Annotated in this window: 12 protein-coding genes and 1 tRNA gene; 10 read left to right on the top strand and 3 right to left on the bottom strand. The window is 39.0% G+C overall.

Translation table 11 applies throughout. The features are described from left to right. Positions 1–23 precede the first annotated feature (23 nt). Genes H6614_10975 through H6614_10955 form a run of 5 tightly spaced genes read left to right on the top strand, consistent with a single transcriptional unit; the run spans position 24 to position 6,432 of the window. On the top strand, positions 24–2,000 hold the full coding sequence (locus tag H6614_10975) for an ABC transporter substrate-binding protein (GenBank protein ID MCB9244188.1): 1,977 nt from the start codon (positions 24–26) through the stop codon (positions 1,998–2,000). Positions 2,001–2,025: 25 nt separating this feature from the next. Then, entirely contained in the window at positions 2,026–3,066 is a 1,041-nt protein-coding gene (locus H6614_10970) for an ABC transporter permease subunit (GenBank protein MCB9244187.1), read from the top strand. A gap of 17 nt (positions 3,067–3,083) precedes the next feature. Then, the gene (locus H6614_10965; protein ID MCB9244186.1) at positions 3,084–4,280 is read left to right on the top strand and encodes an ABC transporter permease; all 1,197 of its coding nucleotides are present in this window, start codon (positions 3,084–3,086) and stop codon (positions 4,278–4,280) included. Between the two features lie 33 nt (positions 4,281–4,313). Then, positions 4,314–5,381, top strand: a complete 1,068-nt coding sequence (locus H6614_10960) for an ABC transporter ATP-binding protein (protein ID MCB9244185.1) — start codon at positions 4,314–4,316, stop codon at positions 5,379–5,381. 1 nt (position 5,382) lies between these two features. Further along, positions 5,383–6,432 carry an ATP-binding cassette domain-containing protein gene (locus H6614_10955; protein MCB9244184.1) on the top strand — a complete coding sequence of 350 codons (1,050 nt, stop codon included), beginning with the start codon at positions 5,383–5,385 and terminating at the stop codon, positions 6,430–6,432. A gap of 9 nt (positions 6,433–6,441) precedes the next feature. On the opposite strand, the gene H6614_10950 is transcribed toward H6614_10955, so the two are convergent. Both H6614_10950 and H6614_10945 read right to left on the bottom strand, forming a co-directional pair. Continuing rightward, complete coding sequence (locus H6614_10950) at positions 6,442–6,663, bottom strand: acyl carrier protein (protein ID MCB9244183.1); 222 nt, start codon at positions 6,661–6,663, stop codon at positions 6,442–6,444. 131 nt (positions 6,664–6,794) lie between these two features. Then, positions 6,795–8,276 carry a hypothetical protein gene (locus tag H6614_10945; protein ID MCB9244182.1) on the bottom strand — a complete coding sequence of 494 codons (1,482 nt, stop codon included), beginning with the start codon at positions 8,274–8,276 and terminating at the stop codon, positions 6,795–6,797. Between the two features lie 77 nt (positions 8,277–8,353). On the opposite strand from H6614_10945, the gene H6614_10940 reads away from it, so the two are divergent. After that, entirely contained in the window at positions 8,354–8,680 is a 327-nt protein-coding gene (locus H6614_10940; protein MCB9244181.1) for a hypothetical protein, read from the top strand. Between the two features lies 1 nt (position 8,681). Here the strand turns inward: H6614_10940 and H6614_10935 are convergent, their stop codons facing one another. Next, the gene (locus tag H6614_10935; protein MCB9244180.1) at positions 8,682–9,980 is read right to left on the bottom strand and encodes a hypothetical protein; all 1,299 of its coding nucleotides are present in this window, start codon (positions 9,978–9,980) and stop codon (positions 8,682–8,684) included. Positions 9,981–10,204: 224 nt separating this feature from the next. Between H6614_10935 and H6614_10930 the strand changes: the two genes are divergently transcribed. The 4 genes from H6614_10930 (at position 10,205) to H6614_10915 (ending at position 12,634) form a co-directional block, all read left to right on the top strand. Beyond that, entirely contained in the window at positions 10,205–11,155 is a 951-nt protein-coding gene (locus tag H6614_10930; GenBank protein MCB9244179.1) for an NmrA/HSCARG family protein, read from the top strand. 221 nt (positions 11,156–11,376) lie between these two features. Continuing rightward, positions 11,377–11,889 (top strand): hypothetical protein, encoded by a 513-nt coding sequence (locus H6614_10925; GenBank protein ID MCB9244178.1) that lies wholly within the window; start codon positions 11,377–11,379, stop codon positions 11,887–11,889. Positions 11,890–11,960: 71 nt separating this feature from the next. Continuing rightward, positions 11,961–12,033, top strand: a tRNA-Ala gene (locus H6614_10920). 64 nt (positions 12,034–12,097) lie between these two features. Further along, positions 12,098–12,634 (top strand): hypothetical protein, encoded by a 537-nt coding sequence (locus H6614_10915; protein ID MCB9244177.1) that lies wholly within the window; start codon positions 12,098–12,100, stop codon positions 12,632–12,634. The last annotated feature ends 92 nt before the right edge of the window (positions 12,635–12,726 follow it).

Here is a 12,726-nt window from a genome sequence, read left to right as displayed (position 1 = left end):
TGCAAAATTTATAAATATTTATCATGAAGAACATTAGAATACCATTTTCGATCATTCTCGTAATTTTGATCTCCGCATTACTAATTGGATGTGGAACAACAAAGAAAAGATCTGTTACCGATACAAAACCGGTCTCAGTTAAACAATTCGATACTCCTCCCGGCGCTGACCCAAGCGTATCTGCTGAAATGGGCGGCGAAGGTTTTACCGGTGAAGGATGGGAGACTTATGTTGATTATAATATTATGGGAGACCCCAATGCTAATAAAGGCGGTTACCTTACTATGTCGATCGCGGACTTCCCTTCAACACTAAGGAACATTGGAAAAGATGAAAATTCCTACTTTAACAGAATGGCAGAGAAAATGGTGTTCGAGTCTTTGCTGGGGATCGATCCTGTAAACGAAAAGTATACACCCAGGCTCGCTACTCACTGGTGGGTTTCTGAAGATAAAAGACAATTTAAATTTAGAATTGATCCCGATGCCAGGTGGGCTGATGGAAAACCCGTTGTTGCCGAAGACGTTGTTGCTACCTGGAAGCTCCTCGTTGACCCGGGCATCCTTTCACCATATTCGAATATCCTCTACAATACTTATGAAGAACCTGTTGCGGAAAGCAAATATATAGTTTCAGTTAAAACCAAGGAACTCAATTGGAGACAGTTTCTCTATTTCGCCAGTATGTCTGTTTTTCCCTCACATATTATCGGAGGATTATCTGGTAAGGACTTCCTTGAGAAATTTCAATTCGAACCGATTAACGGATCCGGTCCTTATATTATTGACAAAGAAAACATCAAAAAAGGTCAGTCGATCACTATGCGTAGGCGAAGTGATTACTGGGCGGAAGATAAACGGTTTAATACGGGAATAAATAATTTCGATGTCGTTCGCTTTGACGTTGTTTCCGATGACGCTATAGAATTCGAAAAATTCAAAAAAGGTGATCTGGACGTTATCAATGTCTTAAAGGCTCAGCGCTGGGAGGAACAGTTCAACTTCCCTGATTACGAACGCGGATTGGTTGTTAAAAAACGTGTATATAATGAAAAACCTACAGGCACAGGCGGAATATGTTTTAATATGAGAAGGCCTTTCTTCAGCGATATTAGAATGCGTAAAGCTTTTGCTATGCTGTATGACAGAAAAAAATTCAACGAAAAACTGTTCTTCAATTCATATGAAATGATGTATTCCTATTACCCCGGAAGTATATATGAAAATCCGGATGATCCTAAAGTTGAATACAACCTTGACGGATCGATCGCTCTTCTCGAAGAGATGGGCTGGACCGAAAAAAATGCTGATGGATATAGGACAAAAGATGGTAAACAGCTGGAGGTTGAACTTGTTTACGGTGCACCTTCTCAAGAGCGTTATCTTACTATTTACCAGGAGGACTGCAAAAAAGCAGGCATCAAGTTAAACCTTAGACAGGTTGACGGTACTACTGCTTTCCAGCTTGGTAACGAGAGGAATTTTGATATGATAACGATCAACTGGGGCGGCTTAAGGGTACCAAACCCGGAAAGCTCCCTGAAGTCTAATACAGCCGACGAACCAAACACAACTAACTGGCCTGGAATTAAAGACCCACGAATCGATCAACTATGCGATCAATACAATCTTTCTTTTGACAGAGACGAAAGGGTAAGGCTAGTTCAGGAAATTGACAAAATTGCAACCGAGCAGTATGGATATGCATTTGCATGGTATGGTCCTTTTACCAGACTTGCATTCCATAATAAATTCGGTTATCCCAAATATGTTCTTCCCAGAACTGAAGGTAATCTTGATGCCGACCAGTATGCAATCCCGATTCTTTGGTATATCGATGCCGAAAAACTGGAAAAGTACAACCAGGCTAAGACGGACAATAATATTACCATGGACAAAGGTAATATAGATGTGAAATACTGGACCAAAGTAAAAGAAAAGGAAGTTTCCGGGACTAACGTAGCAATTACTCCTGATGAAGTTCCTGACATGGAAAACTAACTGAATTCTTTAACGATCTAAAACTATGACAGGATATTTTATTAGAAGGTTTCTTCTTATTATACCTACATTCCTGGGTATAACCTTGATTACATTTATCATTCTGCAGATGGTTCCGGGCGGACCGCTCGAAATGGAGCTTATGAAACTCCGCGGAATGAACCAGCAGGGCGGCGATGTAAGTACAAGCAGTGGAAATACCGGACAGACTGTTACCATTCCTGAATCTGCTCTTGAAGAGATGAAAAAGTTTTACGGCTTCGATGAACCTAACTACCTTGTACGCTATGGCAAATGGCTGGGAAATCTGGCGCAGTTCAATCTCGGAAGATCCTATGTGTATGCCGAACCTGTGTGGGACGTTATTATTTCACGGTTTCCTATCTCAATATACTTCGGATTAATTGGTTTTATTCTAACATATATTGTATCCGTTCCTCTCGGAGTAATAAAGGCTGTCAAGAATGGATCCCCTTTCGATTTTACTTCCTCTGTTATCGTATTTGCCGGCTATGCTATGCCGGGATTTGCCTTCGGAGGTTTGATGCTTATCCTGTTTGGGGGAGGAAGTTTTTGGGATGTATTCCCGCTTGGCGGATTTCACTCTCCCGACTGGGAATACCTTTCTTTCTTTGAAAGGGTAACTGACTTGCTTCATCACACGGCGCTTCCTGTTATCTCGTATATGCTTGGTAGCTTTGCTACACTGACAATACTTACTAAGAACTCCGTCATCGAAAATCTAAGCCAGGACTATGTAAAAACCGCTTTCGCAAAAGGATTATCCGAAAAGCGTGTTATATTTCAGCACGCTTTGAGAAATTCACTTATTCCAATAGCAACGGGATTAGGACACGCAATTTCACTCGTTCTTGCCGGCAGTTTCCTAATTGAAAAAGTATTTAATATTGACGGCATGGGACTTCTCGGTTACCAATCCATTATACAAAGAGACTACCCCGTTGTTATGGGGATATTGGTCATATCGAGCCTTTTGCTTCTAATAGGAAATATTATTTCCGATATGTTATATGCGGTCATAGATCCGCGTATAAGATTTAAATAATAACCATTACTTATAAAATGATTGACGATCCGGAAAATAATAACTCCGACGAGAATAAACCAGAGGACAATATAGAAAAACACGACCCTGTTGAGGATGAGTCGGTTATCCTCACTCCCACTCCCAGCGACGCTACGTTCATTGATGTTAAAGCGGAAGAGGATAAGAAGGACAGTGAAGTCTCTGTTTCCATACTCAAAAAAAGATGGAAAAAATTTAAAACCATTAAAAGAGGCTACTACTCTTTTCTTATTATTTTATTTGCGTATCTGATATCATTTGCCCTGCCGTTATTGATCAATAGAAATGCTCTCATTGTTCACTACAATGGTCAGAATTATTATCCGGTATTCAATTTCTATTCGTCAGAAACTTTTGGACAGGATATTCCGGGTGAAGCTAACTATCGCCTGCTTAACAAACAGTTCAAACAGCAGGATGGTGATAACTGGGTGCTTATGCCCCTCTACCCATACGGACCAAATGAAAATCTTCTGGATGAAATAGAGGGATACCCCCCTACCGCGCCGGATTGGAAACACTTCTGCGGTACCGATAATAGAGGGCGTGATGTTTTTGCCAGGCTCATGTATGGCTTTAATATTTCGATATCCTTCGCTATAGTTGTCTCGGCTTTGAGCTATCTCATCGGGGTATTACTTGGAGCTATATTGGGATACTATGCCGGTAAAGTCGACATCATTGGTCAGAGAATGATAGAAATATGGTCCACTCTCCCCTTCTTTTATTTGATTATTATAATAAGCTCGATCGTTCAGCCTAATTTCATAATCCTTGCTGTAATACTTACTCTCTTTGGCTGGATGAGCATTACTTACTATATACGCGGCGAATTTTACAGAGAAAAATCCCGCGAATACGTTCAGGCAGCGGTGTCTATGGGTGCTAAAAACAGGGTGATCATTTTAAAACACGTACTCCCCAATTCCCTCGTGCCCATCATCTCATTCCTCCCGTTTGCTATTGTCGCAAATATTAATTCGCTTGTGGCGCTGGATTATCTTGGATTTGGTCTTCCGCCGCCTACACCTAGCTGGGGAGAGCTTATGAACCAGGGTCTGTCTGATATTACCAAATGGTGGCTTCTCACTACGCCGGTTGCTTCATTATTCTTAACTCTGCTTGCGATCGTCTTTATTGGTGAAGCTATTCGTGAAGCGTTTGATCCGAAAGTTTACTCAAGGTTACGCTAGATTTTAAATTGAAATTGGAAATCTTATAATATAATGTCTCGAAAAAAACTCGTAGAAGTCAAAGACCTTAAGACCTACTTTTTTGTAGAGGATAGCGATGCTAATCTCAAAGAGCAGGCCGCTCATCATATTATTGCCGACAAAAAGCTTAAAGGAAAAGTAGCCGCTAAAGCCGTAGACGGTGTAAGTTTTGATATTTATGAAGGTGAAGTTTTAGGAATCGTTGGCGAGTCCGGTTCCGGCAAATCCGTTACCGCAAACTCTATCCTACGTCTCATTCCGGATCCCCCCGGTAAAATTGTCGGAGGCGAGATATTTTTCAAAGGTACAGACCTCTTGAAATTGACATACGATGATATGCAGGACTACAGGGGAAACGAGATTACTATGATCTTTCAGGAACCGCTTACGTCTCTCAACCCTGTTATGAGGATAGGAGATCAGATTATTGAGGTTATAGTACGCCACCAAAAACTTGACAAGGAAAAAGCATTCAATAAAGCCGTCGAAATGATGGCTCAGGTGGGCATTCCGAGCCCTGAAAAAAGGATGAGAGACTATCCTCACCAGTTTAGCGGAGGTATGAGACAGCGCGTTATGATAGCCATGGCGCTTGCGTGCAACCCGTCACTTCTCATAGCCGACGAACCTACGACAGCGCTGGATGTAACCATACAAGCACAGATTATTGACCTGATGTTAAAACTGAAAAATGAAAGAGAAGACTCCGCAATTCTGCTCATTACACACGATCTTGGCGTCGTGGCAGAAACATGTGACAGAGTGATAGTAATGTATGGCGGAAAGATCCAGGAGATCGGTGACGTAGATACTATATTCAATAATCCAATGCACCCATATACAAAAGGCTTGCTCAATTCTCTGCCTAATCCTGCGGAGAAAACCGACACAAGATTGAATGCGATTCCGGGACTTATTCCTCACATACTCGAGTTACCTAAAGGATGTAAATTCTGTACACGTTGTCCGGAAATTAAAGAATCATGGTATTGTGACGTCGAACCCGAATTGATGGAGCTCGAACCGGGGCATTTTGTAAGATGCCACCTTTACGAAAAAGAAACTGCTAAAGCTCAATAATATGAAGCCTGAAAATATACTGGAGATAAAAGACCTTACTGTTGATTTTCCCATAACCGGGGGGATATTCTCTAGAAAAGTTGCTGATGTAAAAGCGGTCGAAAATGTTTCGCTGGAAGTCAAAAAAGGCGAGACCATGGGACTCGTCGGTGAATCAGGCTGTGGCAAATCTACTCTCGGAAAAGCCGTCATCAACATTCTACGTTTCGGATCTCCGGATGTATTCACAAGCGGAGAGATCTGGCTCAGGACAGGGGATGGCGAAATTAACCTGCTTTCTTTAAAGCCCAAAGAAATGAGGAAGTATCGCGGCGATGTACAGATGATCTTCCAGGACCCGTATTCGTCGCTCAATGCGCGTCTTACCGTCGGACAGATCATTGAGGAGCCTCTTATTTATCATACAAAGATGTCAAAGGCTGAAAGAAAAGAAAGGGTCGCATGGCTTCTCGAAAAGGTTGGACTTCAGGCAGAGCAGGCAAAAAGATATCCGCATGAATTTTCCGGCGGACAAAGACAAAGGATTGGTGTTGCAAGGTCTCTCGCTACAAATCCAAAACTTATCATTGCAGATGAGCCGGTTTCGGCGCTCGATGTTTCTATCCAGGCGCAGGTTATCAACTTGCTTATGGATCTGCAGGAAGAGTTCGACCTGAGTTTAATGTTCATTGCTCACGATCTATCGGTAGTTGAGCATATCAGCTCGCGTATAACCGTGATGTATCTCGGCAAAATAGTTGAGGTTGGTCCGGGTAAAAGAGTGTATCATAACCCGATTCATCCCTATAGCCGCGCTTTACTCTCGGCGGTTCCGCTTCCAAACCCAAAGTTCCGCGACAAAAAGCGCATCATCCTCAAAGGTGATGTACCCTCGCCATTAAATAAACCTTCCGGATGCGTCTTTCGTACTAGATGCCCTATCGCTAAACCGGAATGCGCAACGTTCGACCCAAAGCTCGAAACAAAAGAGCCCGATCATACAGCCGCATGCCCTTATGTTAGCGCTACGACTGACGAGATGACTGAAAAATATGATATTTTAAAGGGATAGATCCTTCGCTTACCCGTTCATAAGGCTGTCTATACAGGTAACCGCTTCGCCAATAGTTTGGAAATTCTGATCATCTTCTGGAATTATAACATCAAATTCCTCTTCGTACTTCATAACAAGATTATCTGTGTGAGCGCTGGTATTCGTATCATCGTTTACTTCAGATGGATCTAGACCCATCTCTTTGGATACGATTTCCATCACCTTTGATTCTATTTCTGTAATTGTCAACTTTTCTTTCTCCTTGAGTTAGAATTGATAAAATTATTAATTTTAATTTGTATGCAATGATGTAAATGTATTAATAATAAAACTTATTCGCAAGGAAGTGATTATAAAGAAATATTTTTGAGGATAACTAATTAAAGTTCATTTGCTTTTTGAAGCACCCATTCTTTGTAGGGAATATATTCAGTTTTATTTATTTCTTTCTTAAGAAAATCTCTCTCCAATTTTGCAGGCTTGTTAATATCATCTTTTATTTTCACCAGTTTCCCTAAATACTTAAGGAAGTTTCCAAAATATTCTTTTCTTTCTTTTCCAACATTTTTATTGTTTATTAAAAACCGCTTATAAGATTCAATTATTGATTTAACGCTTTCCCAATTCCCTAGCTCATAACATATCATCAAGTTGAGATTTCTTATATCATACTTAAATGCAAAATAATCATATGCTACCTTATTTACTTCTTCCAGTGCTTTTTCATACTCCCCCTTTTGAAAATGAAGGAAAGCCATAGAATAATGATACGTGTTTTCCTGGTAGTCCTCTTTTAATTTCTTTATATATGTATTTATAAATTGCTCAGACCACACAAAATCATTTCTACGTAAGCTTAATATCAATACGTTCCTGAATAGGTCTATTGGTAGATACATATTTTTACTATGAAGAAAGTATTCATTCTCAAGATACATCTTGTAATTAACAAAGTGTTCCTCTTCAAACGAAGAGCTCTTATCAACTCTATGTTTAAGCGTACCGTAATCGAGCAGTTTACCAAATAAATAATGTCTTTCGTCTTGGGTTATTATATCAGCATTTTCGATCAATAATTTCTTAAACTTCTTATAGTACTCCTGGTCCTTTATATTTTCAAAAGCATTTATCATATTCAAGTATATCTCGTAAATGACTGAATTTTTATCTTTGCGGTTTATAAGGTACTCCAAAACACCCGTAAGCTTTATCCTCTTAGAAAAATCCGTAGGAAGTGTGTCCCCTATATCGTAATTATATATTTTCTGAAATTTCTCTAAAAAATCCATCTCCTTTAAATGCATCAGAATAAAAAAGTTGATCAAATCTTCACCTCTGCTTATTAATATCTGCATTACATCTTCTATATCAAGTGGACTTGATATCTTTTTATTTGCAAGGTTGAAATTAAATTTCTCGGTTTCCAGCTCAAATTTGATTAAATAACTATTCCCGTCCGTATCTACTTCGGGAAGAGTTTTTTCTATTCTCTTTACGTTCTTCTCAAATAAACTGGAGATCCTGCGCTTATTCAGTTCACTGATAAGATGGAGGTCTTTACGGTATTCTGATACTTCAAAGCTCTTTAGCATAAGATAGTTCTCACCTAGCAAAAGAAGCCTGGACAAAAGGTTTCTTATCACTTCATCTTTGTATGAGGTACTAGGATGAAGCTTCAAGTAAATATTCTCTTTTGTAAATGTTTGGGAGTTAAAATCCGGATAATACTTCATAAGGATATCATAGAATCTTATAATTGTCTTATTTGTATTAAAATAAGGAGACGAAAGAAATATACGGAAGTCCTTTACTTCTTCCGGTGACAAAGCCTTAAGGATATCAAGTGCCTTACTTTTCAGCATTAGGTTGAGTAATTATCATTGAATACCCAAATTATCCTTTTTATTTTAAACTTTAAACTCAAAAAATCTGATTTCACGTGGAAAATGACGAAAAAAGTCTCTCGCAGGTTATGAATAAAGTTGCCGGTGATGGATATGTAAATGAATTCCGTCTTAGTGAGGGCAAGATGACCCTCGGCAAAGATACTAAACAATACTATCCGGAAGATCTTCTAATCACAAAGTCATACCGGTTCGAGGGCGAAACAGATCCCGGTGATATGGCTGTACTATATCTCATCCATACTAATGACGGGAAAAAAGGTATTCTTGTAGATGCATACGGTACTTACAGCGACCGCAAACTCTCCGATTTCTTAAAAAACGTACCCGTTAGCAAAGACGACGAAAGCCGCGAAGCCTGATTCATCTTGCAAAAACAGCCTTCAGTAACGTACTTACTAGAAGATCATGATTCCAGTATTGGCTATGTGCCCTTAAATAAAAGATCCCAAGTAAGTTTGCCAATGTCAATGCTTCTCTATCTTGTAAGTTTATTATTCTCTTGGGATTTTTACTATCCTCCCACTCCGGCCAATCATAATACCGTAATCTAGCACTTACAAGATCAAGCCAGCTGTAAATATTTACCCATCTATCCGGTCTGAATCTGTAATCTACTACCATAGGTTGTTTTGAGGCCGCAAGGGCTTCACGGATCTCTGATCTCTCTTTTACTTGGCTCCTAAAAATGAAAGCTGTCTTGTCTAAAGGCGAACCAAAGGTGATTAAGTATTTTGTCCTATCAAGTATATTCAGTTTTTTTACTTTCTTCGATGTGTCTGCAATATCATCCATATTGATGAGTGAATTTAAGGTATCATATATTATTACCGACCCTAGAGAATGTCCAACCAATACAACATTTTCATACAGATAATTTCCATCATCATCCGAAATAGCTGAATAGATCGACTTGGAAATTTTTAAAGCGCATTCCTTTATCTTAGCCCGGGTTTCATAATATTTGTTAAGCTTATGTGACGAAACATATATCGCGACATCTCCAATAAATTTCTTCACAAAATTATATGCGCCTACTGTGACACCTACTGGAAGTATATAATACAAAAGTACATTCAAAATGTTTAGTTCCTTACCACTGAATATAGCATAACATATAAGGAGTGGCGGTCCAAAACTAATAATTGCAACTACCAAAGTTACTAATACAAAGATCGGGATTTTTAACCAGCTCTCTTTAAACTTTCTAAAACCACCGAATATCCATCTTACAAATCCTTTTCCAAAAGCGAAGCCAATACCTGCCATACCTGAACTTATCAAAAATTTTACTGTTTCCCAAAATGATATCTGTCCTTCGCAAAAAGGTGCCCAATACGCCTCGTAAATATGAACTTCTCTTCTTTCCCCATTTTTGTTTTCTATAACTCCCTCAACTCTGGCATAAGTATCATCCCCAAATAAGGCCTGAGATATTTTAAAAGTATCTTGCTTAATGTTTTTTTGAAGTGCTTCAGCAACATTCGTTATTGTCTCGTATGGAACCTGCTGTCCCATTCCATGACAAAACAAAATTGCTACCTTCGATGACCTTTTTTCATTAGCAACTTGGCTAAAAGCAATGTCCTCGTTTTGTTCAGACGTCGTTGAAACCTTCACAGGACTGGTTACATAAACTTTTGAGACATTCGATTCTTCCATAAAATATTGTTTTCCAAATTTAATTTATTCAACTTAAATATTCCATAAAAATTATTAATAAACTATAGTAATCATAGTAAACTACTATATTATCAAGATTATTCTTTCGTAAAAATTAAATTTATTCTTTAGTGCAAATATTCTTATACTTAATTATTTCTTAAATCTCTTTAATTTTGTATTCATTGACCTTCCTAAATAAATCATTTAAAACAAATAAAATTATGCCTGAGAAAAAAATTATTGCTGTCGTAGGTGCTACAGGTGCACAAGGAGGAGGATTGGCAAGAGCTATCCTTAACGACCCGAATAGCGAATTTTCCGTTAGAGCTCTTACTCGAAACCCCGATTCCGATAAAGCAAAAGCGCTCGCTGATATGGGAGCTGAAGTAGTAAAAGCCGATGTAGATGATGTTGAAAGCCTTAAAAAAGCTTTCGATGGTGCTTATGGAGCATTCTGCGTAACCTTCTTCTGGGATCACCTATCTGCGGAAAAGGAAAAAGAAGAAGCAAAGAATATGGCTGAAGCCGCTAAAGCCGCCGGCATTAAGCATGCTATATGGTCCACGTTCGAGGATGTTCGTGATTATGTTCCTCTCGATAGTGATCAGATGCCTACCCTTATGGAAAAATACAAAGTACCGCACTTCGACGGAAAAGCCGAAGCCGATCATTACTTTACCGACCTGGGCGTGCCGACTACTTTCCTTTTAACTTCATTCTACTGGGATAATTATATTTACTTCGGACTCGGACCGCAAAAAGGTCCCGACGGAACACTCGGCATTACCTTCCCGCTCGGTGACAAAAAAATGCCGGGTATATGGGCTGAGGATATCGGTAAAGCAGCTTATGGCATTTTCAAAGATCCCTCATACATCGGTAAAACCGTCGGTGTAGCAGGTGAACATTTATCCGGACAGGATATGGCGGACACATTCGGCAAAGTGATGGGAGTCGAAGTCAAATATAATGAGGTGCCTGCTGACGTGTATCGTAGTTTCGACTTTCCCGGTGCGGACGAAATGGGCAATATGTTCCAGTTCAAACGCGACTTTGACGAGGAATATAAAGCACACAGGAATCTTGATGAGACGAGGAAATTAAACCCCGAACTAAAAACATTCGAACAATGGCTCACAGAGCATAAGGATAGCATTCCTATGCCGGAATAACAAAGATTTAATGTTGTTATAACTAAAAACCGGGATATTTATCCCGGTTTTTTATATAGAACTCAAAACTAACAACATTTTAAAAATTTTTTCTTTGACTTTGAGATTGCATTTCCCTAGAATTAAATAACTGACTCAACCTTCCTTTTGATTTCCCTTTTCACTTATCTGCAAATACAAACTAACGTTCCTTTAAACTAAATCAAAAGGAGAGTATTATTATGTGGATAGGTGCAATCCGGCTTAATGTCCATACAAAGGACGCTCCGTTCGCCGGAACGGATAGCCTCGTTCAAGCCCTCGTCATCAGGGATGGAGTGAACTTACGTACACTCAACCTCGATTATCCAACCGAAGATGACCTGGAAAGAGGTGCGATAAGAAATTACGATTATATCGGTTCTACCAAGCTCCCGCGAAAAAATGACAAGACACCATCTCTTCCGCCCGGGATCAGCCAAAGTCCAATGCCATACCCGGGATATGGTTTCGAATTTTCGAACGGGATGAACGGACATCTTATTATTCAGCTCAAGATCAATGGCTCCGACATGTGGATTAAAGATAATGTTGACCTCTACGTGCAAAAGATCAGGCTGGTTGCTACCAGCTTCGATACTCTTGCGTGGCAGAGAGACTCCTTCTGGACTTACATAGCCAGCTGGTCGCAGGATGCCGCCCTGAGTACTGATTCCGATGAGGGATTTACAAAATGGAATCTCGTTCTTACGTAATTTGTTTACGGTTTTTTATTTTGAAATTCCGCTCCATAATAGGTAATTTACTACACTTTGCCAAAAGTGTAGGGGCTATAGCTCAGCTGGTAGAGCGCTTGAATGGCATTCAAGAGGTCAGGGGTTCGACTCCCCTTAGCTCCACAAATCCTACCTTAATATCCTCAAATGAAAAAATATCTATATTTTAATACTTAAATAGTCTATCATGGAAAGAACTGAACTAGAACAAATTGTACAGTACGATTATTCCTACAATGATGATTTTGATATTACTGAAATAGATGCTAGATTTTCTTGTTTGATTGGATCATTTATTATCTATTTTAATTCTCTTGAAAATGAATTGAATGTATGTTTGGCTGATATAATACATTCAGCATCTCATGAAATGGGTTATCAGATAATTGAAGGTTTAATGATGCAAAATAAGATTAAACTTTTCTACAGATTATACTTAACCCTGGCCTCAAATTTGGCACCAAGAAAGAAGAAAAGAATTAAAGAAATAAAAGATGCACTTACTAAAATTAATCTCTTTAGAAACATTTTAGTTCACGGTAATTGGTCATTATATAATAAAAATGGTATGTTGCGTACCAAATTTTATACAGACACCAAAGGAAATGGAGAAGTATATTTTAAGTCAATCAGGGTTCTTAAAAGAGATATCAAGAGTAAAATCGCTCAAATTAGAAAATTGGAATTAGAAATCTTTGAATTACGTGACATTTTAATAAATTAACAATCAGGTCCCATAATTAGAGCCAGCAGAATTGCAGATTTTTTTCATATGTATTAATTGCCTCTCTATTGACAATATCTTAATTTTATAGT

This window comes from Ignavibacteriales bacterium (assembly GCA_020635255.1).
In the GTDB taxonomy this organism is placed as follows: domain Bacteria; phylum Bacteroidota; class Ignavibacteria; order Tepidaquicellales; family Tepidaquicellaceae; genus JAEYVS01.
Note: the sequence above shows the minus strand (reverse complement) of the source record. Positions and strands in the feature narration are given on the sequence as shown.

What these genes read in the sequence shown, in the direction of transcription:
- H6614_10975 (MCB9244188.1), top strand. Translation starts at nt 24, where the DNA reads ATGAAGAACATTAGAATACCATTTTCGATCATTCTCGTAATTTTGATC.
- H6614_10970 (MCB9244187.1), top strand. Translation starts at nt 2,026, where the DNA reads ATGACAGGATATTTTATTAGAAGGTTTCTTCTTATTATACCTACATTC.
- H6614_10965 (MCB9244186.1), top strand. Translation starts at nt 3,084, where the DNA reads ATGATTGACGATCCGGAAAATAATAACTCCGACGAGAATAAACCAGAG.
- H6614_10960 (MCB9244185.1), top strand. Translation starts at nt 4,314, where the DNA reads ATGTCTCGAAAAAAACTCGTAGAAGTCAAAGACCTTAAGACCTACTTT.
- H6614_10955 (MCB9244184.1), top strand. Translation starts at nt 5,383, where the DNA reads ATGAAGCCTGAAAATATACTGGAGATAAAAGACCTTACTGTTGATTTT.
- H6614_10945 (MCB9244182.1), bottom strand. Translation starts at nt 8,276, where the DNA reads ATGCTGAAAAGTAAGGCACTTGATATCCTTAAGGCTTTGTCACCGGAA.
- H6614_10935 (MCB9244180.1), bottom strand. Translation starts at nt 9,980, where the DNA reads ATGGAAGAATCGAATGTCTCAAAAGTTTATGTAACCAGTCCTGTGAAG.
- H6614_10930 (MCB9244179.1), top strand. Translation starts at nt 10,205, where the DNA reads ATGCCTGAGAAAAAAATTATTGCTGTCGTAGGTGCTACAGGTGCACAA.
- H6614_10925 (MCB9244178.1), top strand. Translation starts at nt 11,377, where the DNA reads ATGTGGATAGGTGCAATCCGGCTTAATGTCCATACAAAGGACGCTCCG.
- H6614_10915 (MCB9244177.1), top strand. Translation starts at nt 12,098, where the DNA reads ATGGAAAGAACTGAACTAGAACAAATTGTACAGTACGATTATTCCTAC.